Source organism: Thiomicrospira sp. R3 (assembly GCF_029581415.1).
GTDB lineage: Bacteria > Pseudomonadota > Gammaproteobacteria > Thiomicrospirales > Thiomicrospiraceae > Thiomicrospira.
In genome coordinates this window covers 1,640,790-1,666,251 of sequence record NZ_CP121121.1, presented here as the reverse complement: position 1 = coordinate 1,666,251, position 25,462 = coordinate 1,640,790, and the positions used below count along the sequence as shown (strand labels likewise).

The window sequence follows — 25,462 nt, the reverse complement described above, 5'->3', positions numbered from 1 at the left end:
CTTTAAACTTCTCCATTTACGCCAGCTAGGGGTTCAAACGAAAACACAAAGTGCCAGTCTTCACCGACCTGCTGAACCGATTCAGATTTTAATTGAATACGATCTTGCATCCCATTTATCTGTGGCAGCACCAACAAGGGTTTGCCGCGATGCCCCATAAGATGAGGCGCAACAAACCAATGAAGTTCATCAACCAGGCCTGCTTCTACAAATGCGCCGGCGACAGAGGCACCTGACTCGACCATGACATCAAAAACCTGCTCCTCTTTTGCAAGGTAATCCAGCACACTTTCCAAATCTAAAAGGTCATCTTGCGCTTTAACCGCAACAACCTCAACGCCGGCAGCAAGCAAACCATCCACTAACGAGCGATTGGTTTGAACTGTCTGGGGTGAAGTCATCAACAAGGTTCTGCCAGGCAAACCCAACATTTTTGCATTTAAAGGCATGCTTAAATTAGGATCCAACACCACTCTAATGGGGTGACATAACGCCTCGGTTAAGCCAAGTTCTGATTTCACCGCGTCAGCTAAACGCACATTCATACTCGGATCATCGGCTAAAACCGTACCTATGCCCGTTACAATCGCACCATGACGTGCACGCAACTTATGGACTTCTTGGCGTGCCGTATCACCGGTAATCCAAATACTTTCACCCGACGCCATCGCCGTACGCCCATCAACACTACTTGCTAACTTCAACCTTACAAAGGGTTTTTGAGATTGCATAAACTTAATAAATCCTTGATTTAAGGCCGCTGCCTCATTAGCCAGAACCCCCTCACATACTTCAACACCCGCTGATAACAGACGCGCACTACCCCGCCCACAAACCTGCGGGTTAGGGTCTTGCATCGCAATAACCACACGTGCAACCCCTGCGGCCGCTAACGCATCGGCACAAGGTGGGGTTTTGCCATAATGCGAGCAAGGCTCAAGCGTGACATAAGCCGTAGCCCCCTGCGCACGCTCACCCGCCTCACGCAAGGCGAACACCTCGGCATGAGGCTGCCCTGCCTTAGGATGCCAGCCCTGCCCGACCCGCACCCCATCGCGCACTATTACACAACCGACCGCAGGATTGGGCCGGGTGCTATACTGGCCTTTTCGTGCCAACGCTAAGGCTTGATCCATCCAATAGTGATCTTGAGTGTTCATCCACGATCCGTTTTTGCAGCGGTTGCTTGCACCAGCTTCTCAATCTCTTCACGAAACGCATTCACATCCTGAAACGAACGATAAACTGAAGCAAAACGAACATAGGCAACTTGATCCACCTCGCGCAAGGCTTGCATAATCCATTCACCCAATTGCGATGAAGGCACTTCTCGCGCCCCGTCCGCCATCATGCTTTTAACGATTTGATTGACAATCTTATCAATACTTTCACTGGCAACAGGTCGCTTTTCCAGAGCCTTAACAAGCCCACGGCGTAATTTATCTTCATCAAATTTTTCACGATTGCCGTCAGATTTAACAACACGTGGTAGAGATAATTCAACGTTTTCATAGGTTGTAAAACGTTCGCCGCATTCCTGACATTCGCGACGACGACGCACCTGGGCACCCTCGGTCGAAAGACGCGAATCAATGACCTTGGTATCCGGTGCGTTACAGAAGGGACAATACATATAATTACAAACAGACCACCCGAGCTGGTTAACCAGGCTAAGTTAGTCTGAAGCCTTATTTATAGACTGGATGCGCAGCACATACTGCGCTGACTTTAGCACGAACTTGTGCAATCACGTTTTCATCCCAGCTTTCAGTGGACTGATCACACGCATCAACCACGTCACACATCCAACCCGCCAAGTCACAGCACGCCTGCTCACCAAAACCACGAGTCGTCGCTGCGGCGGTGCCAATACGAATACCACTGGTAACAAATGGCGACATAGGATCATTGGGTACCGAGTTTTTGTTAATCGTAATATGTGCAGCACCTAACGCGGCATCAACCAACTTACCTGTCAAACCTTTTTCAATTAAGCTTACTAAGAACAGGTGATTCTGAGTGCCACCTGATACCACATCCAAGCCGCGCGCCATAAAAACTTCCGCCATGACTTGAGCATTTTTAATCACTTGCGCCGCATAGGTTTTAAACTCAGGCTCCATCGCTTCTTTAAATGCCACTGCTTTTGCTGCAATCACATGCATTAATGGGCCGCCTTGCGTACCTGGAAAAACTAACGAGTTTAGTTTCTTTTCGATTTCCGGATTCGCTTTCGCCAAAATCAAACCGCCGCGTGGACCGCGCAAAGTTTTATGGGTTGTGGTTGTGGTCACATCAGCAATCTGCACCGGATTAGGATACAAGCCAGCCGCAACCAGGCCTGCTACGTGTGCCATATCCACTAAAAAATAAGCACCCACGCTGTCAGCAATTTCACGGAAACGTTGCCAATCAACAACTTGAGAATAAGCAGAAAAACCAGCAATCACCAATTTTGGCTTATGCTCTGTCGCCAATCTTTGCGCTTCATCATAATCAATTTCACCGGTTTCTGGATTCAGACCGTATTGAACCGCATTATAGATTTTGCCAGAAAAATTGACTTTTGAACCGTGAGTTAAGTGGCCACCATGAGCCAAGCTCATGCCTAAGACCGTATCGCCTGGCTCTAGTAACGCCATAAATACCGGTGCATTAGCTTGTGAACCTGAGTGAGGCTGCACATTGGCGTAATCGGCACCGAATAACTGCTTAGCACGCTCAATCGCTAAAGCTTCGACGACATCAACATGCTCACAACCGCCATAATAACGTTTATAAGGATAGCCTTCAGCATACTTATTGGTTAGCACAGAGCCTTGCGCTTCCATAACACGCGGACTGGTATAGTTTTCAGAAGCGATCAATTCAATATGATCTTCCTGGCGCTGGGCTTCAGCCGCCATCGCTTTTGCGATATCATCATCATAGCCAGCGATTGTCATGGTTTTATCAAACATGCAAGAACTCCATTTGGGAAGGTTAAATTCAAAGAATGATAATTTTAACAGTAGTTAATAAAAAGCACCACGCTGAATTCATGTTAAAAACCTGCTGATCCCTTTATTAAAGACTTAATTTTAGGTAAAGTGTAACTAAAACTCTTAACCCAAAAACTAATAAACCTTGCAAGCGAGAAAATATGGCTCAATTTGTCTACACCATGAACCGCGTTGGAAAAGTGGTTCCCCCGTCTAAATATATTCTAAAAGACATCTCTTTATCGTTTTTTCCTGGTGCCAAGATCGGCGTACTCGGCCTAAATGGTTCAGGTAAATCAACTCTTTTACGCATTATGGCTGGTATCGATACCGATATAGTGGGTGAAGCCCGCCCTCAACCGGGCATAAAGATTGGCTACTTGCCACAAGAACCCCAATTGGACCCAACCAAGGATGTTCGCGGCAACGTTGAAGAAGCCGTTGCCGAGGTAAAGCAAGCCCTAGCGAACCTTGATGCCATTTATGCCGCTTATGCAGAACCGGATGCGGATTTTGATAAGCTTGCGCAAAAACAAGCAGAAATCGAAGATATCATTCAAGCGATGGATGGACATAACCTTGATCGTAGCTTAGAAATAGCGGCTGATGCCCTTCGCCTCCCTGCATGGGATGCAGATGTAACCACCCTATCCGGGGGTGAGCGTCGTCGCGTGGCCTTATGTCGTTTATTACTTTCTAAGCCAGATATGCTCTTGCTTGACGAGCCAACCAACCACCTTGATGCAGAATCGATTGCTTGGCTAGAACGCTTTTTACTTGAGTTCCCAGGAACAGTAGTAGCCATTACCCACGATCGCTACTTCCTCGATAATGCCGCACAATGGATTTTGGAGCTCGATCGCGGTCAAGGCATTCCTTATGAAGGCAACTACTCATCTTGGCTGGAGCAAAAAGAACAACGCTTAATGCAAGAGTCGAAACAAGACGCGGCACGTTTACGCACCATTAAACACGAACTTGAATGGGTGCGAGCAAATCCAAAAGGCCGCCATGCCAAATCGAAAGCACGTATGGCGCGCTTTGATGAGCTCAGCAGTGTCGAAACCCAAAAACGTAACGAAACCAATGAAATCTTTATCCCTGTGGCCGAGCGATTGGGTGAAAAAGTCATTGAAGTGAATAATATGTCAAAAGGCTTTGGTGATCGCTTGCTGATTGATGATTTAAGCTTCCGCCTTCCGCAAGGCGGCATTGTCGGCATTATTGGCCCGAACGGTGCGGGTAAATCCACCCTATTCAAAATGCTAACCGGTCAGGAGAAACCGGATAGCGGTGAAATCGTTTTTGGTGAAACAGTTAAACTTTCGTATGTCGATCAAAGCCGTGATGCGTTAGATGACAGTAAAACCGTTTGGGAAGAAATATCAGGGGGCGACGAAAGCTTTATAGTCGGCAACTTTGAAGTTAATTCTCGTGCCTATTGCTCGCGCTTTAACTTTAAAGGCGGCGATCAGCAAAAACGCATTGGCGAATTATCAGGGGGCGAGCGTAATCGCGTCCACCTGGCGAAAACGCTGCGCAAAGGCGCCAACGTATTGTTACTTGACGAACCCACCAACGACTTGGACGTTGAAACCTTACGTGCACTAGAAGAAGCCCTACTAGAATACGCGGGCTGTGCGGTGGTTATTTCGCATGATCGCTGGTTCTTAGACCGTATCGCTACCCATATGTTAGCGTTTGAAGGCGACTCACATGTTGAATGGTTTGAAGGTAACTTCTCGGATTATGAAGCCGACTACAAACGGCGAAAAGGTGCGGATGCCAACCAGCCGCGCCGGATTAAATACAAGCCAATTTCCAAAAAATAATCATAGGATTACGCAATGGCACATACAGATCAAACCTTAAATTCTCAACTAGAAGCCATAGCTAATGCCATGCCCGACCCGATTTTTATTATGGGCCAGGATGGTACCTACTTGGATATAATCGGTGGCAATGAGCGCAGCCTTTACGCAGACGGTCACGCTTTAATGGGTAAAACCTATCAACAGGTTTTACCTGAAAAAATGGCGATGCGATTTTTGAATGTGGTACATAAGGCCATTAAAACCCAACGCCTACAAGAAATTGAGTATCAACTCGCTAATGATCAAGTTCAGGGAATTGAACCTATTGGACCTCAGGGGGGGCAGTGGTACGAAGCGCGCGTTTATCCGTTAGATACCGATGCTTATGGTCAGCCCGCAGTAATCTGGCTGGCAATTAACATCACTTCTCGCAAACATATGGAAGAACAAATTGAACATCTGTCAAAAAACGATGCCCTAACCGGGTTTTATAACCGCGACTTTTTTCTTGGGTTGAGTGACGAATTTATCAACCAGGCTAAACTCAATAACAACCCCATATCCTTAATAAAAATCGACCTAGATTGTTTTAAAAACATTACCGATGGCTATGGTCATGAACTAGGCGATAAAGCCATGTTGGGCGCTGCGCATGCGATACAGGCAACACTAGGCGAACTGGGACATATAGGCCGTTTAAGCTGTGATCAATTTATGGTCATTTTACCTGATGTTAAGGCGGTCGATGCTTTTCGCATTGCTAAATTAGCGCAAGAAAAAATAGCTGGGCACAAAATTCGACTGGATAACAAACAAATGACTTGCTTAACCAGTCAAGCGGGCGTGACGGAACTTCGTGCAGCTGACGAAGATAGTCGCATTTTGTTCAACCGAGTGAATGAAGCCATTGCCCAACTTCGTGGCAGTCGTGAAATCACTAAAATACTCTAAGATAAGATAAAAAGGATACCAAGATGAAAAAGATAAATTATTTAGCCTTTGGCGTTATGCTGTTGGCGTTATTTGCGTTACCACTAAAAGCGGCTGATGAAGGTGCAAAAGTGGTGTATCACGTTGATTTTAGCGACGTGACGCGCTACTCTGCGACACTTACATCCATTAATAACATTATGAATGCCTACGAAAACGAACTCATGGAAGCCGATGTTCATTTAGTTTTAGTCGGCCACGGCTTACGTTTTGCCACTGATGATGCGCTTAAAGGCACACCTTATGAACACGGTGCCGACTTATTAGAGCGTCGTGATGAGCTTAAAGGTCGGTTGGATGCATTAATGAATTCGCGCGGTGTGAAGGTCAAGCTTTGCGACCATACCCGCAACGAAATCAACCTTGACCCGGCTAAGATTTATGAAGGTATTGAGTTAGTTGGCTCAGGCGTGTTTGACATTGCTATCTTACAAAGCCAAGGCTATGCCTATTTAAAAGTCCAGTAAAACTAGCTTTACCTGGGAGCTAAGACTTAGTTTTCAATTTTTTAAGTTCTCAGGTGAAGCTCAACCCAATGCAATCCAAAAGCAATGTTATCTACTTTAAAACACAATTAATTGTGCAGGTAATTCAGGTAACTTAACCCCTCGAATCGCCATCATGGCTTGAGGTAATAACTACTTCATGCTCATATTATTTTCTCTATATCTAGAAGACCCATTCGGTCGATAACCAAAACTGTGTTTCGCCACGCTGCTTTTCCAAGCCTTTTGCTACCCCCAAATTGAGCGGCAACACCATACGATAACCTATTACCGACTCAACACTAAGCTGCGCGCCGAGTCCAGTAAAATTTATATTGTTTGCATAGGCACTATCAATAAACACCTGACCATAGATATCACGTAGACCAAGCGGGTAAACCTGCCAATTTTGTTGAATTCGCGCCAATGGTGCGCGGTACTCTAAACTGAACAACGCAAACTTTTCCGTTAAAATACTAGCCGATTTGTAACCTCTTAACGGATAATCCGTGCGTGCAAAGAGTGCCGTTGAAAAAGCTCCCTTATCTGCACCTAAAACAAAAGGATAGGCTGTGCTCTGGGCGTAACCGCCGACTAGGCGAGTGTGCAGCACCTGGGAGTTAACAATATGTAAATAATGCTTAAGATCAAACTGCGCTCTAGAACCCGAATAGTCTGCATCTATAAGATCATGACTATCTAATGCCCAATAACCCGACCAACCGCTTGCAGGGCTAATACTATAGCGATAACTTTGCGTGTTATCCCAATGAGCCACAAGACTCAGATCGGTGCGCTGAGTTTTAGGTTGAGGTGCAAGTCGTCGATCCCGCCAGGCATCCTGCTCCTGCTCGAAGACCCATCCAAGATGCACAGCAAATTGATCATTGAATAGGTTGAAGCTATTCAAGCGACCCAACACGAATGAATCCCTAGCGCGCAGCAAAATCAATTCGTCCAAATCACTCTGGTTATAACCTTCGCGCCATCCGCGATCAAACTGAACTAAGTAGCGGTTATCCATTTGATAACGCAAATGCCCAAAGGGCTGCTGGGCGAGATCATCATACGCAAGCGTTAATTGATAATGATGACGAGCCAGTGCATCTTGCCCTTCAAACATAAGCCCAAACTGATTACGCTCAGGCGTAAAACTAAACACCGGCCACCATGCACGCGGTCTTAAACTTGAAAAGGGATAATATGGTTTGGCAGCAGACAAGGTGACTTCATCAACACTTTGCAATGGGCTCGAATCCGATGACCAGGCCTGCTTGTCAGCCTTTGGTATATTAATGAGCCGCTGAGCTTGGTCCTCTAATCTCAATAAAGCCCAATCATAACCCCTAGCTGAATATTGCTGGTATAAAAGATCTCCACTTTTGCTTAACAAGGGCTGAAAGGCACCGGTTGAAACCTCTGTTAAGACCTGGGCTACCTCATGTGCAAAGTGATCACCACTCGCCTCACTCAGATTCATCTGATAGAGCTGATAAACCGACGAGTAATTAGCACTAAACACAATGGATCGACCATCTACACTATAACTCGGATCAGCATGATTAAAGTTATTGTGCGTTAGCCATTGCCATTGCTGAGTAGCTAAATCAAACTCGGCTAACTGCCAGCTCCCCAAAGGCGGTTTTTTCATGGCGACCAGCTTGGTTGCGCTGGGATGAATCGCGATCGAGCCTAACTGGGTTTGCGCATCACCCTGCCATAACACCTGCTTCACTTCACCCTTATCGGTAAGCAAGTGTAACTCAGAAGCGCCCGCAACTTGACGACGGGCGATCAATTGGCCATCATTTAACCACACCGCTTGACGATAGCGTTGCTGATCCGTGATGCGCTGCCAACCTCGTGTTTTATCCCAAAGCCATAAATCGGCATACAAGCGGTTTTGGCGATTAGCGCGTCGTTGCGCCATGACAATTCGCCCTGAAGGTGATACTGAAAACGAACCCGGATAAGCTACGCTTGTTAAGGTCGTCACTGACTCTGTAGTCAAATCCTGTTGAACCAAACGCGCCATACTATGACCATCCGCCTCTATTCGGTACAAATAATTCGCATGCAACACACCCGAATAAGCCCGACCACCCAAATCAGTTAACAGCTGGCTGGATGCAGATGAAGCGGGCAAAACGGGATAACGCGCTATCAACCAGGCCTGGTAACGCTGCCATACCTTCGAAAAATCCTCACCCCAAACACGCCGAGCCGTAGGATTCATCCAATAGGGAATTAAATTATAGCTATAACTTTTAAGCCAAAGCTCCACCGCATGCTCGCCATAGGTTTCTCGCAAAAAGGGATAAAAGTAAGCGCCATACAAGTAGGCTTGACCCGCTGGCCAATCCCGATTCAAGCCGGATACACGCCCTAAAGACACCAAGCCGCGCTCAACTTCAGCACGCATTTGCATCGCATAATAGTCACTTTGCCCCCGACCTACACCTAACGCATGATCGGTTTCTTGATCAATGGCCAACCCCTCAATCAACCAAAGCGGTTGAAACAAGTGTGGAAAACTAAGCGCCTGTCGTCCAAAAACACTTCGCAGAGCCGCAGGCAAACCACGCGCCTGATCTAAGTGAGCGGTATGGGTATATTCATGACGTATCAATAATGCCAGCCAATCTCGATAATCTTCAAGCGAGTTAATGGCATCAGGCGCGCTAATATAGATACGGTTTTGATTAAACGGATACACCGTTGCCCAACCATTGGCGCTGTCCACATCATCGGTTATTACCAAATGGGTTTTATCTACTGGTGACCAACCTAGCGCCTTAGTGACTTCAAGATGCACATTTTCAGCTATCAGCGCAACGCGCGGTAAAACCTCAACTAAATTTTCAGGCGCATGCAGTATGAAATGCTCAGTCTGTTGGGAGAACCAGGCCTGGTTAGACTGCCAGCCTACGCTCATTGGATGGGTAATGGGATTCGCGGCGATTAGCCTAGAGGTCGGAAAACCCAAAATAAAAACAATCACTAACGCATAAAATAGTCGCGCCATGAGTCGTTACTGCGGAAAGTTAGGCCAGGGATAACGACTGTTTCCCACCACCATAAAATGCGGATTTAAAATCGATTCCGTAGGATAGTAACGCAGATCCTCACCTTTCGCATCGACAATTCTACCGCCAGCGGCTTCAACAATAACCTGTGAAGCTGCGGTATCCCAATGGGAAGTTGGGCCAAAGCGTGGATAGACGTCCGCTCGTCCTTCAGCCACTAAACAGGATTTAATCGCAGAGCCACAGTGCAAGGTTTGGGTAGGTGCAATCGCATCAATAAATTGTTCAGCCTTTTTGCCATGACGACGGCTTACCGTTACATTCACTGGAGGCTTAATAAGTTTTCGTACATTTAAGACCTGCTCCATGCCCCGCTCAACCTTAATCGCATCGCGGCCTTTGACCGCCATATAGAGCCAATCATACACTGGCACATACACCACACCTAAAACCGATTGACCATTAATTACAAGCGCAATATTGACGCAGAACTCATCAGTTCGTTCGATGAACTCTTTAGTTCCATCCAAAGGATCAACCAACCAGAAACTCGACCACGCTTGACGTTCAGAAAAGGGGGTTGCATGAATATTTTCTTCGCTAACCACTGGTATATCGGGTGCTAAAGCGAATAAGGCTTGGCGAATTAAATGATCTGCCTGTTTGTCGGCAAGGGTGACTGGCGAGCCATCGGCTTTTTTCTCAACCTCACAATCCTCGCAACGATAAACCTCCATAATAGCCGCACCAGCCTGTCTTGCAATCTCAGCCACATGAGGCAACCAGGCCTGGTAGTGATTTAGGGGCATTAAATTCGTCCTAATTTTTGTAACGTTAAAAACAAGGCGGCATAAGCGCGCCCTTCACTAAAGGCCGGCTGGTGCAAAAGACTGGGCCAATCACTTAGCTTCCAAGGTACAACTTCAAGCGGCTCAGGTTCATCGCCCTCACCCTGAGCCGGCACTAAGTCCTGCACCCATACTAAATGCGTATGATGATCCATATAACCTGCGGCTAAACTCACCTTATCTAAATAGTCAATTCGCAGAGGCTTATAACCTATTTCTTCGATGCACTCTCGCTCACAGGCTTCTAGCCAGGTCTCACCCGGATCAATTTTACCTTTGGGAAACCCAAGCTCATAACGCCCAACGCCAGCACTATACTCACGAATCAGCAATAACGTATCGTCATCCAACATCGGCACAATCAACACTGCGCCATCCGGATGACTAACTAAACGCTCATAATCCACCTGAGTGCCATTGGGAAATTGTAACTTTTGCCCCTGAACCGTAAAGATTCGCGACTTAACCACAATATTTTCCGCTAGAATGTCAGGTAACTTTTTATTTTCCATTTACGCATAATACGCCAAGCGCGCAAAGGCTTCAACCGAATTAGGAGGTTCAATGTATCAAGTCCTTTGGGATCAGATCGATACCGTGCTTTTAGACATGGATGGCACACTTTTAGATTTACACTTTGACTGGAAATTTTGGTCTGAATACCTGCCAGAGGCCTACGCTCACCATCATCGCTTACCTCTTGAAAATGCCAAACGCTTTGTAAGCCAAGCGGTCAAACAACAGACCGGAACGCTAAACTGGTATTGCTTAGACTATTGGAGCGGCCGTCTGAACCTATCAGTCGCCGATCTGAAACATGACCTTAAACACCTGATACGCAAACACCCAGATGTTATTGAGTTTCTTAGCCAGCTCAAACAACTTAACATGCAAGTGATTATGGTCACCAACGCACACCGTGATAGCCTAGTGCTAAAACTTGAACGTACTGCAATAGAGCCTTACTTTGATCATATTATTTCAGCCCATGATTTTCGCACCCCTAAAGAGGACATACGTATCTGGACGTTTATTCAACAAGTAGCGCCTTACGACCCGGCACGCACGCTATTAGTCGATGACAATATTCGCGCGCTGAATACGGCTAAAGAATTCGGAATTGCTCATTTACTGGCGGCCATTCATGTCAGCCCTCACATGGACAAGGTTGATCCACAAGGTTATCCACATTTCGAACACTACGCAGACATCATGCCAATCAAACAAGGTTAACTATGACCCACAAACAACGTCTCATCGCACTTTGGCAAAACAAATGGATCAATAATGGTGTGTGGTTAGTAGGTTTTTTGATTATTTATTTAAGCCTACGCCCCTTTATGCAAGGCGATGTCGTTAAGGATATCGCACCCAACTTTAGCGCAACAACATTAAGCGGCGAGGTCATTGAGCTAAGCGACTTTCGAGGTGAAGCCGTTTTAATTCACTTCTGGGCTACCTGGTGTCCAATTTGTGAGTTTTCGCGTGATGGCATCGAACGCATTGCACAAGATTACCAAGTGATCAGCGTGGCAACCCAGTCGGGTGACAATGCAACTCTGCTGGATTATGCCCAACAGCACGCCATGAACCCAAGCTTGATTATTAATGACCAAGACGGTCGCTTGTTCAATCTCTATGGCGCTCGCGCAGTGCCCGCTGACTTTATTATTAATGCAAAAGGCGAAGTCGCTTTTGTAGAAGTCGGTCTGAGTTCAAGCTGGGGTATGCGTGCAAGACTATGGTGGGCTAATCGTTGAGCCTCGCTGACTTAAAAACGAAGCTTTTCAAACCCAAACTTCGCTATGGCGGGGAGATATTGCATAGCGAACGTGACAGCTTTGGCCGAATCCAAGTGATTGACAGCTCTATTTGTCGCAGCCTTCATTTTGACAGCGCTGTCAAACAAAGTCGTTACTTTTTCCAAGCCCCCTTAAGCCTCGCCTTTGAATATCAACAAGTTATCGAACAACAACTTTGGTTAAGGCAGATACAAAAGCCACTTAAGCATCTTTTAATGCTCGGTACAGGGGGGGGATCCTTAGCCAGTAAACTTTTTATTAGCCACCCTAAACTGATGATGACGTTGATTGACTTACGCCCCTCGGTCATCGAAATTGCCCACGATTTTTTTCACCTACCCATCCACTCGCGCATTCAAACCCACGCTATGGATGCAACTTTGTTTATTCAGCAAGACACCGAATATTACGATGTAATTGTTATTGACGTATTTGACCAAAAAGGTATGCCAGAAGCCTTTAGCCAACGGCCTTTCTTACAAAACCTTGTTAAAAAGCTACATAGCGAAAGCATGGTTCTATTTAACCTTTGGCAAAGCACACCTCAACCCACCCTCGATGTTATACAGTTTTTTGAAGGACTAAGTACAAATAAACAAGGCCTGCTCCAAATCCACCCCATAAAGTCAAGTAACAACCTGATTCTCGAATTTAAGTACAACTAGCCTGACTGAAAATGCGTTCAAGCGTCAATTTGATGTTAAAGGTTCCAATCAAAAATGGGCGTCTTTGTGTACGAAAAAGAGTTGACAGTCCACTTTTGCTGTAATAAATCGCCGCCCACCTAGAGCCTCCGCTTGGCGCACTGCATTATCAAGCGGCTCAATAATTAAACATAGAATTAAAGTGGCCATCAACGAATGAAAGCGCTGAAAATCAACAACAATCATACTGGTCGCAGCAGGGGCTACCAAAATTAAAACCGCTAATAATACAGGCTTATAGCCCAAAACTTTAAGCATCCAAAAATCCGTAAATAAGTTTATTTCATAGCCTAGCTCAGGAGGATATGGCTTGCAAGACTTAAACTAACTTTTCGTCAACAACCAGGCCTGGTGAATTTTGGGGCTACGTTTAAAGTCTTCTGGCAAGGTTTTACGGGTAATATCCTCAATCTGCCAAGCGGATAACGCGTCCTTATCCAACTTAAACTTCTGCATATTATTGGAGAACACCAAGGTGCCACCCGGCGCGAGTAACGCCCCCGCCTGTTCAATCAATTCAACATGGTCACGCTGAATATCCAGCACACCGTCCATACGTTTAGAGGTTGAAAACGACGGTGGATCTAAAAAAATCACATCAAACGGATCCATTTTGGGTGGGGTTTTCAACCAGGCCACTACATCTTCTTGCAACAGCTCATGGCGCCTGAGATCAAGATCATTGGTCATGAAATTATGCTTAGCCCAATACAAATAGGTTTTCGACATATCCACACTGAGCGAGTTATTCGCTCCCGCAACAACGGCCTGTGCCGTCGCGGTGGCGGTATAGCAGAATAGGTTCAACAGGTCTTTGCCCTTGGACAACTTCGCGACCAACGCGCGCACATCACGGTGATCTAAAAACAAGCCGGTATCCAAATAATCGGTAAAGTTCACCCGCAGCTTGGTGTTGTTTTCGATGGTGGTGAAATAGTCTTTGCGTTCTTCCAGTTTTTCATACTGGCTGCTGCCTTTTTGCTTCTGGCGCATTTTATACACCACCCGCTCAGCCGCAATGCCAAACACCTCAGGCAATACCGCCATCGCTTCATACAAACGTCGTTTAGCCTTGGCGGCATTCACCGTTTTAGGCGGTGCATATTCATTCACCACCAACCACTCGCCCGCTTCAAGCGTATGATAATAATCAATCGCTAAGGCATATTCCGGCATATCCGCATCATACACACGGTAGGCCAGCACCTTATTGCGATCCGCCCACTTGCGCAGCGTTTTTAAGTTTTTGCGCAGCCGATTCGCAAACATTTGCGCGCCTTCCGTTTGCGCCAAATCGGCCATCGAACTTTCTACTTCAGCTGCTAAATCCGCCCCCGCTTTTAACGCCGGTTGACGAAAAAATTCTTCTTCAACCTCAAAGCGAAACAACTTACATTCCATCGCACCATTAAAAAACGCATGATCCCGCTTGGCTTTTAAGCCTAAATATAAACCCAGCTCTTTGTTACAGGTGAGCACCGCTGCCTGCCAACCGACAAAACTGCGTTTTAAGGTTTCACCGATTTGCACATACAAAGCTTTGACTTCATCTTCCTCACCCAAGCGTTCGCCATAAGGTGGATTAGTCACCACCAGGCCTTTATGCCCTTCAGGGTATGGTTGCAGATCGTCCATTGGCTTGGCTTGATTAACCGGCAAGATATCCACTTTAATCACATCGGCATAACCCGCTTGTTGAATCGCTTGGCGCGCAATTTTCACCGCGCCACCATGCGCATCCGAGCCATAAATCGGTGGAATCTTCGCTAAACCCGCCAACACACGTGCTTGCGCATCCTTAACCAACTCATCCCAAACATCACGTTGATGGCCTAACCAAGATAAAAAACCCATATCATGGGATTTAGCCAAGCCTGGTGCGGTGTCCGATGCAATCATTGCCGCTTCAATTAAAAAGGTACCCGAGCCACACATCGGATCAACCAATGCCGCGCCCTGCTCGGCCAGCTGGGGCCAACCCGCACGAATTAAAATCGCCGCTGCCACGTTTTCTTTCAATGGCGCTTTAACCTGCTGACCTTCACGGTAACCCCGTTGATGCAGGCTATGCCCCGACAAATCCAAACTCAGGGTAAATTGATTACGATTTAAATGGCCGTGCAACTGAATATCAGGATAGTCACGATCGACCGCTGGGCGATTGCCGGTGGTATCGCGAAAATAATCAACCATCGCATCTTTGATTTTCAACGCGCCAAAGTGCGTATGCTCAATACCCATCCCTTTACCGGTAAACGAAATCGCAAAACTATGATCTTCGCTCATGTGACGTGCCCAATCGAGCGCGCGCACATTCGCATACAAATCTTCTTGGGTATCCAGCTGCGATTCTAACAAAACCAAATACACATGATTCGCCAACCGCGACCATAAACAGGCGCGATAACCATCGACTAACCCACCCTCAAAACTCACGCCTCTGGGCTGAGCTTTAACAGATTGCGCCCCCAGTGCTTGCAATTCTTCTTTTAACAGTTCAGATAAGCCATTCGGCGCAGTAGCAAAAAATTTCATCGGTTTTTCCGGTCATAAATAAATTGATGTTAATTTTACGCTTTTCTGCGTCGCGGTTTCGGTAAAATGTTGAACACTTACATTAAAACCCACTAAACCTAGAGACCTCATTATGTTTAATCACGCCGTATTGAAATCAAAAACGACCCTTCGCTGGTTTGTTGTTTTAGTTACCCTCTTTGCTATCCCAGCGAAAGCGAATAGCGTTTCCATCACGCCAGCCGATGAACAAGCATTTCAAGCTTGGATTGAAGAATTTAAGCCACGTGCTCGTCAAGAAGGCATCTCACAAGCAACATTAGATAAAGCATTTTCAGGCGTTAAACTCAATCAGCGCGTGCTTGAACTTGATCGCCATCAGCCTGAATTTACTCGAACTTTTTGGCAGTACCTCGAATCCGCTGTTAGTGATTGGCGTATCAAACGTGGCAAAGAGATGCTAGCCACCCACCGCGAACTGCTTGATGAAGTCACTGAAAAATACGGTATTCCAGGGCGTTTTCTAGTCGCGTTTTGGGGTTTAGAAACCAACTATGGCAATTTCACCGGCAGTTTTCCGGTCATTGAATCCTTGGCTACGCTTTCCTACGATCCCCGACGCAGTACCTTTTTCACTCAACAATTAATCTATGCTTTACGCATTTTAGATGAAGGTCATATTCCGTTTGAACAAATGAAAGGTTCATGGGCGGGCGCAATGGGGCAAACACAATTTATGCCCTCCAACTATCTGCGTTACACTATTGATGCCGATGGTAGTGGACGTAAAGACATGTGGAACAGCCTAGACGATGTGTTTCACTCATCAGGCAACTTTTTACAAAACCTAGGTTGGAAACGCGAAGAAACCTGGGGACGTGAAGTCGTGCTGCCTAAAAACTTTGATTTTGCGCTAGCAGATGGTCGCACCCAACGCCCACTATCAGAATGGCAAAAAATGGGCATTCGCCAAACAGATGATACCCCTCTGCCGAATGCAGACATTTCAGCTGCACTGCTTATCCCGAGCGACTATCGTGGGCCGGCCTTTTTGGTTTATCACAACTTTAACGTAATTAAACGTTGGAACATGTCGAACAATTACGCTGTAGCCGTTGGTCATCTTGCCGATAGAATTATTGACGCACCGGGTTTAACTGCAAAAAAACCAGCTGATGACGAAGCCCTTACGCGAGCGCAGATTATTGAAATGCAACAACGCTTAAATCAGTTAGGCTATGATGTCGGTGGCGCGGATGGTATTCCAGGTACCAAAACACGAGCTGGTATCCGCGCGTTCCAAACGGCTCACAATATCCCTGCGGATGGCGCACCAACATTAAACATCCTCAACAGGCTAAAAAACGCAACGAGATAAAATGAAACCAACAAACGTGAACAACAAACCACTGTTTTTTCGTTTTTTACACTCCCCACTTGGGTTGGGCTATGCGCTTTGGAAAAATCAAGCGCGTAGCGTTAAACTTGACCACCGACTTTGGCGCAAACTGAAAACCTTTAATCAACCCAACTCAATCAAAACGCGTTAAGTTATTACCGCTACCAACCTAAATTTGTAACAAAGGCGAACTATGTTTAAGCTTAAACACTCCTTCAAGATTTTTTTTATCGGCACACTCAGTTTGAGCATGCTTTCTGGCTGTCAACACCAAGCTGAGAGCGAGCCTTCAGAGCACTTACCCTTCGTGCTTGTGTCTCATGTACAACAAGGTGGTGAACAATTAGACAGCCTGCTGGGCCGTATTGAAAGCCAAACCCTGACGTCTTTAAGTTTCCAAATACCAGGCCTGGTGACAAAACGCCATGTACAAATTGGCGATAGCGTGCGTACAGGTCAAACACTGATTCAACTAGATGCCACGGATTTAACGCTTAAACAACGTGCGGCGCAAGCGAATCTCAATGCGACAGAATCCGAACTTAAGCTCGCCCAAACCGAAGCCAAACGTGCGCAAGACCTGCTTAATCGCAACCTAGTTTCGCAACAGGACTTTGACCGCGCTCAAAACCAAGTGACCAGCCTGCACCAACGTTTAGTGGCACTGCAACGCGAATTAGATCTGGTGAAACGTCAACTGGATTATGCTCAACTCAGCTCCCCAGTAAACGGCTTGGTTCAATTCATCCAAGCACAACCAGGCCTGGTTGTGCAGCCCGGTCAAACGCTGATTGAAATCTTCAGTCAACAACAGGATATTCTGGTTAAACTCCCTGAATCACGCATCGCTTCAGCCAAACAACAGGGGTTCATTCAACTGCCAACGGGCGAACAAATACCGGTTAGTTTGCGTGAAACCACACCAGCGGCTGACCCCGCTTCAAATACCTGGACAGTTCGCTATGCCCTGCCCGAAAACACACAACTAAAACTCGGACAAACAGCCAAGCTGGTTTTTAGCACGCCAGACCAACAGCTTAAACTGCCTAAATCAGCGGTATTCGATCTCGGGCAAGGCACTGGCGTTTGGCTTTATCAAGAGGGCATCGTTCAATTTAAACCTGTTAAGCTCACTCAACTAACCCAAGACTTTGCTTTTGTGCAAGCGGAGCTCAGCCCCAATGACCAGGTTGTCAGCGCGGGTGTCCACCTGCTTAAAGCCGGACAAAAAGTACAAACTCGTCAGCTGCAGGAGCCAACGCTATGATGCAGCGGTTTAACCTATCGGCCTGGGCGGTGCGTGAACGTGCCTTAACCCTTTACTTTATTTTAATCGTCGCACTGGCTGGGCTTTATGCTTTTGTCAGTTTAGGGCGCGCAGAAGACCCGATTTTCACGATTAAAGTCATGACCGTTTCGGCTATTTGGGAAGGCGCTACGGCTGAACAAATGCAACAACAGGTCGCCGACCGACTTGAAAAACGCCTGCAAGAAGTGCCCTATTTTGACCGAGTGGAAACCACCGCGCGCCCAGGTCAGGTGAACATGCAAATTCAATTTCTTGACCAAACCCCCAAACACGAAGTACAAAACGTGTTTTATCAAGTACGCAAACGTATGTTGGATGAAGCGAGTTTTTTACCTGCGGGTGTCCAAGGGCCATTTGTTAACGATGATTTTTCTGATGTTTATTACAGCCTTTATGCCCTCACCGCCCCCGAGCTTCAAGCCTTTCAACTGATTGAACCTGCCGAACACATACGCAACCAACTCCTGCGCGTGCCTGGCGTGCAAAAAGTCAATTTAATTGGAGAGCGGCCACAACAGGTATTTATTGAACTGGATATTGAGCGTCTGAGCCAAATGGCGATTAGCCCCTCACAAATCTTTGCCGAAATAGAAGCCCACAACCGCCTCACCCCTTCAGGACAAATTGACACCCAAGCCGCGCGGGTTTATCTGCGCATGGATAGTCAGTTAAACGACATAAGCCGACTCGAAAATCTGCCTATGTCCATTCAAGGTCATCAATTCCAGCTCAAAGACATTGCCCAAGTCAGCCGAGGTTACCAAGACCCGCCACAATACCTGGTGCGTGATCAAGGCCAACAAGCCCTGCTAATCGGTGTCATTATGCAAACTGGTTACAATGGCTTAACGCTAGGTAAAGACCTAGAAAAACTTGAGCAACAGCTGAGCCAACACCTGCCCTTAGGTTTTGAGCTAGAAAAAATCACCAACCAAGCCGATGCCATTAGTCAGGCGATTGACGAATTCCAACTCAAGTTCCTCGTTGCCCTTGCTGTGGTAATGCTGGTCAGCTTTTTAGCCCTCGGTTTACGAGCAGGCCTGGTGGTCGCCCTCGCGGTGCCACTCACGCTGGCGATTACGTTTTTTATTATGATGATGACCGGTAAAAACCTCGACCGCATTACCCTTGGCGCTTTAATCCTAGCGCTGGGTTTATTGGTTGACGATGCGATTATTGCCATTGAAATGATGCTCGTCAAAATCGAAGAAGGGCTGGATAAAATCCAAGCCGCCTCCTATGCCTGGTCGGTCACCGCGATGCCTATGTTAATCGGCACCTTAATTACCGCTGTGGGTTTTGTACCGATTGGCTTTGCCGCCTCGAATGTTGGCGAATATGCCGGTAATATTTTCTGGGTATTGGCGATTTCTTTGATCGCCTCTTGGTTTGTTGCCGTGATTTTTACCCCCTATTTAGGGGTTAAATTTCTCAAAGGTCCCATTGCCGCTAAAGAACTAGGCAGGCCTGGTTATGAAATTCAGCATTTAGACCCTTATCAATCCAAAGGCTATCGGGCATTACGCACGATAATAAGCGCCTGTGTGCATCAGCGTAAAACCGTATTGTTCGCCACCTTTTTGTTGTTTGTGCTATCTATAATCGGCATGGCAAAATTAGTAGAAAAACAATTCTTTCCTAGTTCAGACCGTCCCGAATTAATGATTGATATCTACCTACCAGAAGGTACCTCCATTGGCGTCACCGACCAGCTTGCGCAACGCATGGAAACCCTGATTGCCGCCCAACCTGAAGTCCGTACCCTCTCAAGCTACATTGGCGCAGGCGCACCGCGTTTTTTTATGGCGCTAAACCCTGAGCTACCCAACCCGGCTTTTGCCAAAATTATCGCCATTACTGGCGATCGCGATCAACGCGATGCGCTTCAAGCGCGCTTACAAGGCTGGATTGATCAGGGTGAATTTGCTCAAGCACGCGTCCGTGTTCATCCTCTGCTCTATGGTCCTCCAGTGCCTTGGCCGGTTAGCTTCCGCGTAATGGGCGATGACCCGTTGGTTTTGCGCGACATTGCCAACCAAGTTCAAACCATTATGGAGCGCCACCCACAAACCATCCAGCCGCACTTGGAATATGGACAACGCACACCGGTTATCCTGCTGGATTATGACCCACAGCATTTGGAAAACCTCGGCTTTAACCCATTGGATGTGCAACAGCAACTCAATTTCATCCTACAGGGTCAAACCATCAGCCAACTGCGCCATCAAACGCGCAGCGTCCAACTCATCGCGCGTGCGCCCGCTGAGGCACGGTTAAATTTAGAACAGCTTGGCAATCTACCGCTTAAAAACCTAAAGGGTCAAAGCTACCCTTTAGATGCGCTGGTCAACCTGAGGATTGACTATGAAGAACCGGTGCTTAAACGTCGAAACCGCACGCCTTATCTATCGGTTAATAGCGAAATTCGTGCTGGCGCTCAACCGCCTGATGTGACCATGCAAATTTGGCCTGAACTGCAACAACTTAACCAAAGCCTACCTCTGGGCTATAGCGTTGAAATCGGCGGTTCGGTCGAAGAATCAGGCAAGGCACAAAACTCCATTCGCGCTCTAATGCCCGTGATGGTGATTCTAATGCTTACCCTGGTGATGCTCATGATGCGCTCGTTTAGTGGCATGTTCATGGTGATCCTCACCGCGCCGCTCGGTTTAATTGGTGCGGTGATGGCACTGCTGATCTTCTCACAACCGTTTGGCTTTGTGGCAACACTAGGGCTTATTGGTTTGGCGGGAATTTTAATGCGTAACACGCTGATTCTGGTCGGTCAAATTGATGACAACAAACGGCAAGGGCTCAGTGATTACGAGGCGGTGATCGACGCCACAGTGCGCCGTGCGCGCCCCGTTGTCTTAACTGCTTTAGCCGCCGTGTTAGCGTTTATACCGCTAACAACCTCGACCTTCTGGGGGCCGCTCGCCTATGTGTTGATTGGCGGTATAACAATGGGCACCCTACTCACGCTCCTTTTTTTACCCGCACTCTACAGCGCCTGGTTTAAGGTAAGAACAGCCTAGTTGGAATTGAAAAGTATTGAACGGTGTTGAAAGACGTTGAAAGATTGAGGTTGATTAGTTACTTGATTCAGCGTTGGGTGAGTCTGAACGCTTTTCAGCCTCAGGCTCAACCTTCTCTTCAAGCAACGCGCGTTGAGCTTTAGAAATATAAGACGATTTCTTAGCGGGCTGCTTTTTAGCTTTCGCTTGCAACAGTTTCTTCTTAACTTTTTGATAAATCTTCTTTTTTCGGTTCATCGTAGACTACTTTTTAGATTCAGTGGATGCTTTGGGACGCAGAAAAAACTCATAATAAACGAGCATTACCGCGCCAAGGGTAATGCCCATATCTGCAATATTAAAGGTGGCATAATGCCAGCTGCCATAGTAAAAATCTAGAAAATCCGTTACCTTACCAAATAACAGACGGTCGATTAAATTACCTATAGCGCCAGCGAGAATTAATTGCAATCCAATCACTTCAAGGGTTGGCTTAGCTTTCAATTTACTTAACCAAACCAGCAAAACCACACCCACCACCAGCGCCAAAACAACAAAAAACCAACGCTGCCAGCCGCCCATATCGGCTAAAAAGCTAAAGGCCGCGCCATAGTTATAAACCAGCGTCAGGTTAAAGTGCGGCATCACTGCCAAAGGCTCACCAAAGGTTAAATAACTCACCGCGAGATACTTGGTAACTTGATCCAACACCAGCACCAGGCCTGCTATCCAAAGATAACGTAGTCCGGTTTGAAGAAAATGTATTTTCATTGCATTCCTAATTATTCGCCGCTAAGACCTGAGGGATCTAAAACCCTCAGGTTGTCGATGGTTTACACGCCCAAGTCCATCGTAAAGTTTTTAATCAATCGAACGTCTAAGCAATCGCGTAAAAACCCATTCATAGGTAACATATCGCTGTTGCTATAAAAATCGAGCATCAAGCGATTAAACAACTCCTGACGCTTCGCCGGTACATTAATAATTGGATAACCGTGCGACAGTAAAATACCGTTCATCATAAAACGTCCGGTGCGTTTATTCACATCCCAAAAAAACTGATTTCGTGCCATTTGCAAAAACGCGCTAATCGCACGGTCATACACATCCGAAATGGCGTCCAATTGCAACTCCAAGTCTAACCAAGCCTGCTCTAACTCCGTTGGTGCAGGCGGTTGATATTCTGAACCGGCAATGGTGACATAACCCGAACGGAATCGCCCCCACTCCAAGGCTTCATCTTGTCCGGCAATATTATGTATATTCAGCACGGTCGGTTTATCAAACCGAAATTGCCCGTTCTTTACCAAATCGAAAATAAACTCCCAAGCCTTAGCTTGATTCAGCGCCATATTTTGATCGCTGATTTTATGCCCACCGACCGTAATGCCTTCCAATAAAGTTTGCACTTCCGGTAGGGTCATCGCCACACCTTCGAGGTTCACCGCATCATAAACTAGAGTTGATAGGTCACGCTTGGCTAATTGCATCGCTAAGCGATTATTGGGTTTCATCCCCCAAACGCGTTCTTCAATCATTTTATCCTCTATCTTAATTGAACCCGCTCAACCTCAAAATATCTCGGCCTACACCGAGATGACGCATAAACAAAACAGCGCTTTGCACTTCTTCCCAAGGAACCTAAGTTATGAACATATCTTATGCGTTCCCACGCACAGCGTAGCAACGAGTCAAACTTCATAATAATCCATCATGCTCACTTGCTTAATATTAAGCATAGTGACGCACTTCACCTTTGCCGATTACGTTATCAACGCAGCGTTGACATAGCTCTGGGTGATCTGGGTCAACACCGATATCTTCACGATGGTGCCAGCAACGCGGGCACTTTTCCGCTTGCACCGCTTGCGCTTCAATCCATAAGCCATCTAATTCCGTTTCAATCGCACCAGCTGGTTTATCACTCATTGGCAAAATCTGCGCATAAGAGGTAATCAACACAAATCGCAACTCATCGCCTAACTGATTTAAAGCATTAAACACGTCACCATCGGCATAGAGTTTAACCTGTGCGGTTAAGCTGGCTTTGATTTCGCCCGCATTACGCAACTCTTCCAGACGTTTCGCCACCGCAGAACGCACTTCAATCATTTGCGCCCAGTAAGCTGAATTCATCTTGGCCGACTCGTCCAGCGGCGTTAAGCCCTCATACCAGGTGGCGACAAACACGGTTTTTTCACGCTCACCCGGAATATATTGCCAAAGTTCTTCGGCGGTAAAACTCAAGATGGGGGCAATCCAACGGGTCATCGCTTCGATAATATGATAAAGCGCGGTTTGCGCCGAACGACGCGCTAACCCATCAGTTTTGCAGGTATATTGACGATCTTTAATCACGTCTAAATAAAACGCGCCCATTTCAATCGAACAGAAATGCGACACCGCTTGATAAATTTGATGGAAATGATACTGATTATAGGCCTCCACAATCTGTTGTTGCAGGCCATGCGCATGCCCGACCGCCCACTTATCCAGCGGTAATAAGTCATCATAAGCTACTAAGTCAGTGGCCGGATTAAAGCCGTTCAAATTGGCTAACAGGAAACGCGCGGTATTACGAATACGGCGATAAGCATCGGCGGTACGGCTAATAATTTCATCGGACACCGTCATTTCATAACGATAATCGGCGGCTGAGATCCACAGGCGTAAAATATCCGCGCCTAAGGTGTCAGCGATTTTTTGCGGTGCGACCACATTGCCTTTCGACTTCGACATTTTTTTACCGTCTTTATCGACGGTAAAACCATGGGTTAACACTTGTTTATAAGGTGCTTCGCCGTTCATCGCGATGCCGGTCAATAACGATGACTGGAACCAACCGCGATGCTGATCCGAGCCTTCTAAATACAAATCCGCCGGTGCTTGCAATTCGTCATGCTGCTGACACACCGCAAAATGGGTCACACCGGAGTCGAACCAAACATCGAGAATATCCTGTACTTTTTCATAGTCATTGGCTTCTGCGCCTAACAACTCGGTCGCATCCAAATCGTACCAAGCGTCGATGGAGTTTTTCTCGATACGCTGCGCAATCTGTTCCATTAACTCAACCGAACGCGGGTGCATTTCACCCGTCACCTTATGCACAAAAATACAAATCGGTACCCCCCACAAACGCTGACGTGAAATACACCAATCCGGGCGCCCTTCAATCATGCCTTCAGTCCGGTTTTGTCCCCAATCCGGTACCCATTGCACGGCTTTAATCGCATCCATCGCTTGCGCACGTAAGCCTTGTTGATCCATGCTAATAAACCACTGCGGCGTGGCACGGAAAATCAACGGCGTTTTGGTGCGCCAACAATGTGGATAGCTATGGCGAATCGCTTGGTGGTGCAATAACGCACCGCGTTCACGCAACACCTCAAGCACCGACTCATCCGCTTTCAGCACGTTAATACCCGCAAATAAAGGCGTGCCTTCAACAAAGGTGCCGGAACCATCCACCGGACAATCCACCTCTAAATCATATTTAAGCCCCACAATAAAGTCGTCCTGACCATGCCCTGGCGCAGTATGCACACAGCCGGTACCGGCGTCGGTGGTAACATGCTCACCCAAAATAATCGGCACAATGCGCTTATAAAACGGATGCTGCAAGCGGATTAAATCAAATTGATCACCACGGCCATACGCCACCACGCGATAATGCTCAATATCACATTTCGCCATCACGTCCTTAATCAAGGCTTCCGCCATAAACAGACGTTCTTTGCCCTGCTCGGTTTCAACCTGTACCAGCGCATACTCCAACTCAGGATTAATCGCGACCGCTTGGTTAGCAGGCAGCGTCCAAGGCGTGGTGGTCCAAATCACCACCGACAAGGGGCCTTCACCCGTGTGATCTTCAATATGGTGACAACGCTCAAAAAACGCCTTTTCATCCAGCACTTTAAAACGCACATCAATCGCGTTTGAACGTTTTTCTTCGTACTCGACTTCCGCTTCCGCCAGCGCCGAACGCCCACCGATTGACCAATAAACCGGCTTGGTGCCCTTCACTAAATGACCTTTTTCAATGATCTTAGCCAATGCACGTACTTCATTCGCCTCAAAATCAAACGCCTTGGTTAGATAGGGGTTAGCCCAATCCGCCATAATCCCCAAACGCTGAAAGTCTTTCATTTGACCTTCGACTTGGGTTTGTGCATAATCACGGCAGGCCTGGCGGAATTCACGCTCATTCAGTTTGACACCAACTTTGCCGTGTTTTTTCTCAACATTTAATTCAATCGGCAAACCATGACAATCCCAACCTGGCACAAACGGTGCATCAAACCCGCTTAAACCTTTCGACTTCACAATCATGTCTTTCAGCACTTTATTCACCGCATGACCGATATGAATATCGCCATTCGCATAGGGTGGGCCATCATGCAAAATAAACTTCGGCCGACCCGCCATCGCTTGGCGCACGGTTTGATATAAATCCTGCGCTAACCAGGCTTCCACCTGTTTGGGTTCACGCTGAGGCAAACCACCACGCATCGGGAAATCGGTTTCAGGGAGGTTTAAAGTAGGCTTGTAATCCGTCATGATTAAGGTTCCAAAC

General features: G+C 46.9%; 22 protein-coding genes. 10 read left to right on the top strand and 12 right to left on the bottom strand.

Annotated elements, in window-relative coordinates:
* Positions 1–2: 2 nt before the first annotated feature.
* From ribD to glyA, 3 genes are read right to left on the bottom strand one after another with little or no spacing between them, the layout of a single operon-like run.
* Positions 3–1,160, bottom strand: a complete 1,158-nt coding sequence (gene ribD / locus P8S55_RS08435) for a bifunctional diaminohydroxyphosphoribosylaminopyrimidine deaminase/5-amino-6-(5-phosphoribosylamino)uracil reductase RibD (protein ID WP_289223780.1) — start codon at positions 1,158–1,160, stop codon at positions 3–5.
* Complete coding sequence (nrdR, locus tag P8S55_RS08430) at positions 1,157–1,633, bottom strand: transcriptional regulator NrdR (RefSeq protein ID WP_289223779.1); 477 nt, start codon at positions 1,631–1,633, stop codon at positions 1,157–1,159. Before nrdR ends, ribD begins: the two co-directional genes overlap by 4 nt.
* 55 nt (positions 1,634–1,688) lie before the next feature.
* Positions 1,689–2,960 carry a serine hydroxymethyltransferase gene (gene glyA / locus P8S55_RS08425; RefSeq protein WP_289223778.1) on the bottom strand — a complete coding sequence of 424 codons (1,272 nt, stop codon included), beginning with the start codon at positions 2,958–2,960 and terminating at the stop codon, positions 1,689–1,691.
* A 182-nt stretch (positions 2,961–3,142) separates the two neighbouring features.
* On the opposite strand from glyA, the gene ettA reads away from it, so the two are divergent.
* The 3 genes from ettA to P8S55_RS08410 are packed head-to-tail and all read left to right on the top strand — an operon-like array spanning position 3,143 to position 6,252.
* On the top strand, positions 3,143–4,813 hold the full coding sequence (gene ettA / locus P8S55_RS08420; RefSeq protein WP_289223777.1) for an energy-dependent translational throttle protein EttA: 1,671 nt from the start codon (positions 3,143–3,145) through the stop codon (positions 4,811–4,813).
* 15 nt (positions 4,814–4,828) lie between these two features.
* Positions 4,829–5,746, top strand: coding sequence for a sensor domain-containing diguanylate cyclase (locus P8S55_RS08415; protein WP_289223776.1), 918 nt, complete (start codon positions 4,829–4,831; stop codon positions 5,744–5,746).
* A gap of 23 nt (positions 5,747–5,769) precedes the next feature.
* Entirely contained in the window at positions 5,770–6,252 is a 483-nt protein-coding gene (locus P8S55_RS08410) for a DsrE family protein (RefSeq protein WP_289223775.1), read from the top strand.
* Between the two features lie 202 nt (positions 6,253–6,454).
* Here the strand turns inward: P8S55_RS08410 and P8S55_RS08405 are convergent, their stop codons facing one another.
* The 3 genes from P8S55_RS08405 to nudE are packed head-to-tail and all read right to left on the bottom strand — an operon-like array spanning position 6,455 to position 10,656.
* Complete coding sequence (locus P8S55_RS08405; RefSeq protein WP_289223774.1) at positions 6,455–9,295, bottom strand: hypothetical protein; 2,841 nt, start codon at positions 9,293–9,295, stop codon at positions 6,455–6,457.
* 6 nt (positions 9,296–9,301) lie between these two features.
* Positions 9,302–10,105, bottom strand: coding sequence for a 3'(2'),5'-bisphosphate nucleotidase CysQ (cysQ, locus tag P8S55_RS08400; RefSeq protein WP_289223773.1), 804 nt, complete (start codon positions 10,103–10,105; stop codon positions 9,302–9,304).
* A complete protein-coding gene (nudE, locus tag P8S55_RS08395) occupies positions 10,105–10,656 on the bottom strand; it encodes an ADP compounds hydrolase NudE (RefSeq protein ID WP_289223772.1) in 552 nt (183 codons plus the stop codon). The genes cysQ and nudE overlap by 1 nt, the downstream gene beginning before the upstream one ends.
* A 52-nt stretch (positions 10,657–10,708) precedes the next feature.
* On the opposite strand from nudE, the gene yrfG reads away from it, so the two are divergent.
* The 3 genes from yrfG to P8S55_RS08380 are packed head-to-tail and all read left to right on the top strand — an operon-like array spanning position 10,709 to position 12,611.
* On the top strand, positions 10,709–11,377 hold the full coding sequence (gene yrfG, locus P8S55_RS08390; protein WP_289223771.1) for a GMP/IMP nucleotidase: 669 nt from the start codon (positions 10,709–10,711) through the stop codon (positions 11,375–11,377).
* Between the two features lie 2 nt (positions 11,378–11,379).
* On the top strand, positions 11,380–11,904 hold the full coding sequence (locus P8S55_RS08385) for a protein disulfide oxidoreductase (RefSeq protein ID WP_289223770.1): 525 nt from the start codon (positions 11,380–11,382) through the stop codon (positions 11,902–11,904).
* Positions 11,901–12,611, top strand: a complete 711-nt coding sequence (locus P8S55_RS08380) for a spermidine synthase (RefSeq protein WP_289223769.1) — start codon at positions 11,901–11,903, stop codon at positions 12,609–12,611. The genes P8S55_RS08385 and P8S55_RS08380 overlap by 4 nt, the downstream gene beginning before the upstream one ends.
* Positions 12,612–12,659: 48 nt before the next feature.
* Here P8S55_RS08380 and P8S55_RS08375 read toward each other — a convergent pair whose 3' ends face one another.
* Positions 12,660–12,908: a hypothetical protein gene (locus P8S55_RS08375; protein WP_289223768.1), complete on the bottom strand. Its 249-nt coding sequence runs from the start codon at positions 12,906–12,908 to the stop codon at positions 12,660–12,662.
* A 66-nt stretch (positions 12,909–12,974) separates the two neighbouring features.
* Complete coding sequence (rlmKL, locus tag P8S55_RS08370; RefSeq protein ID WP_289223767.1) at positions 12,975–15,185, bottom strand: bifunctional 23S rRNA (guanine(2069)-N(7))-methyltransferase RlmK/23S rRNA (guanine(2445)-N(2))-methyltransferase RlmL; 2,211 nt, start codon at positions 15,183–15,185, stop codon at positions 12,975–12,977.
* Between the two features lie 112 nt (positions 15,186–15,297).
* On the opposite strand from rlmKL, the gene P8S55_RS08365 reads away from it, so the two are divergent.
* From P8S55_RS08365 to P8S55_RS08350, 4 genes are read left to right on the top strand one after another with little or no spacing between them, the layout of a single operon-like run.
* Positions 15,298–16,542 (top strand): lytic murein transglycosylase, encoded by a 1,245-nt coding sequence (locus P8S55_RS08365; RefSeq protein ID WP_289223766.1) that lies wholly within the window; start codon positions 15,298–15,300, stop codon positions 16,540–16,542.
* 1 nt (position 16,543) lies between these two features.
* A complete protein-coding gene (locus tag P8S55_RS08360) occupies positions 16,544–16,714 on the top strand; it encodes a hypothetical protein (protein WP_289223765.1) in 171 nt (56 codons plus the stop codon).
* Between the two features lie 42 nt (positions 16,715–16,756).
* Positions 16,757–17,830: an efflux RND transporter periplasmic adaptor subunit gene (locus tag P8S55_RS08355; protein ID WP_289223764.1), complete on the top strand. Its 1,074-nt coding sequence runs from the start codon at positions 16,757–16,759 to the stop codon at positions 17,828–17,830.
* Positions 17,827–20,907, top strand: a complete 3,081-nt coding sequence (locus P8S55_RS08350; RefSeq protein WP_289223763.1) for an efflux RND transporter permease subunit — start codon at positions 17,827–17,829, stop codon at positions 20,905–20,907. Before P8S55_RS08355 ends, P8S55_RS08350 begins: the two co-directional genes overlap by 4 nt.
* A 54-nt stretch (positions 20,908–20,961) precedes the next feature.
* Here the strand turns inward: P8S55_RS08350 and P8S55_RS08345 are convergent, their stop codons facing one another.
* The 4 genes from P8S55_RS08345 to ileS all read right to left on the bottom strand — a co-directional run bounded on the left by P8S55_RS08345 (position 20,962) and on the right by ileS (position 25,446).
* The gene (locus P8S55_RS08345; protein ID WP_289223762.1) at positions 20,962–21,144 is read right to left on the bottom strand and encodes a DUF2986 domain-containing protein; all 183 of its coding nucleotides are present in this window, start codon (positions 21,142–21,144) and stop codon (positions 20,962–20,964) included.
* 6 nt (positions 21,145–21,150) lie between these two features.
* Complete coding sequence (gene lspA, locus P8S55_RS08340; protein WP_289223761.1) at positions 21,151–21,657, bottom strand: signal peptidase II; 507 nt, start codon at positions 21,655–21,657, stop codon at positions 21,151–21,153.
* Between the two features lie 62 nt (positions 21,658–21,719).
* The gene (locus tag P8S55_RS08335) at positions 21,720–22,424 is read right to left on the bottom strand and encodes a Fic family protein (RefSeq protein WP_289223760.1); all 705 of its coding nucleotides are present in this window, start codon (positions 22,422–22,424) and stop codon (positions 21,720–21,722) included.
* Positions 22,425–22,617: 193 nt separating this feature from the next.
* Complete coding sequence (gene ileS / locus P8S55_RS08330; protein WP_289223759.1) at positions 22,618–25,446, bottom strand: isoleucine--tRNA ligase; 2,829 nt, start codon at positions 25,444–25,446, stop codon at positions 22,618–22,620.
* Between the last annotated feature and the right edge of the window lie 16 nt (positions 25,447–25,462).

Coding starts and splice junctions, on each gene's coding strand:
- P8S55_RS08345 (WP_289223762.1), bottom strand. CDS start 21,144: ATGAACCGAAAAAAGAAGATTTATCAAAAAGTTAAGAAGAAACTGTTG.
- cysQ (WP_289223773.1), bottom strand. CDS start 10,105: ATGCCCCTAAATCACTACCAGGCCTGGTTGCCTCATGTGGCTGAGATT.
- nudE (WP_289223772.1), bottom strand. CDS start 10,656: ATGGAAAATAAAAAGTTACCTGACATTCTAGCGGAAAATATTGTGGTT.
- P8S55_RS08375 (WP_289223768.1), bottom strand. CDS start 12,908: ATGCTTAAAGTTTTGGGCTATAAGCCTGTATTATTAGCGGTTTTAATT.
- glyA (WP_289223778.1), bottom strand. CDS start 2,960: ATGTTTGATAAAACCATGACAATCGCTGGCTATGATGATGATATCGCA.
- P8S55_RS08415 (WP_289223776.1), top strand. CDS start 4,829: ATGGCACATACAGATCAAACCTTAAATTCTCAACTAGAAGCCATAGCT.
- P8S55_RS08365 (WP_289223766.1), top strand. CDS start 15,298: ATGTTTAATCACGCCGTATTGAAATCAAAAACGACCCTTCGCTGGTTT.
- ribD (WP_289223780.1), bottom strand. CDS start 1,160: ATGAACACTCAAGATCACTATTGGATGGATCAAGCCTTAGCGTTGGCA.
- lspA (WP_289223761.1), bottom strand. CDS start 21,657: ATGAAAATACATTTTCTTCAAACCGGACTACGTTATCTTTGGATAGCA.
- ettA (WP_289223777.1), top strand. CDS start 3,143: ATGGCTCAATTTGTCTACACCATGAACCGCGTTGGAAAAGTGGTTCCC.
- P8S55_RS08405 (WP_289223774.1), bottom strand. CDS start 9,295: ATGGCGCGACTATTTTATGCGTTAGTGATTGTTTTTATTTTGGGTTTT.
- P8S55_RS08355 (WP_289223764.1), top strand. CDS start 16,757: ATGTTTAAGCTTAAACACTCCTTCAAGATTTTTTTTATCGGCACACTC.
- P8S55_RS08350 (WP_289223763.1), top strand. CDS start 17,827: ATGATGCAGCGGTTTAACCTATCGGCCTGGGCGGTGCGTGAACGTGCC.
- ileS (WP_289223759.1), bottom strand. CDS start 25,446: ATGACGGATTACAAGCCTACTTTAAACCTCCCTGAAACCGATTTCCCG.
- P8S55_RS08360 (WP_289223765.1), top strand. CDS start 16,544: ATGAAACCAACAAACGTGAACAACAAACCACTGTTTTTTCGTTTTTTA.
- P8S55_RS08335 (WP_289223760.1), bottom strand. CDS start 22,424: ATGATTGAAGAACGCGTTTGGGGGATGAAACCCAATAATCGCTTAGCG.
- rlmKL (WP_289223767.1), bottom strand. CDS start 15,185: ATGAAATTTTTTGCTACTGCGCCGAATGGCTTATCTGAACTGTTAAAA.
- P8S55_RS08410 (WP_289223775.1), top strand. CDS start 5,770: ATGAAAAAGATAAATTATTTAGCCTTTGGCGTTATGCTGTTGGCGTTA.
- P8S55_RS08385 (WP_289223770.1), top strand. CDS start 11,380: ATGACCCACAAACAACGTCTCATCGCACTTTGGCAAAACAAATGGATC.
- yrfG (WP_289223771.1), top strand. CDS start 10,709: ATGTATCAAGTCCTTTGGGATCAGATCGATACCGTGCTTTTAGACATG.
- nrdR (WP_289223779.1), bottom strand. CDS start 1,633: ATGTATTGTCCCTTCTGTAACGCACCGGATACCAAGGTCATTGATTCG.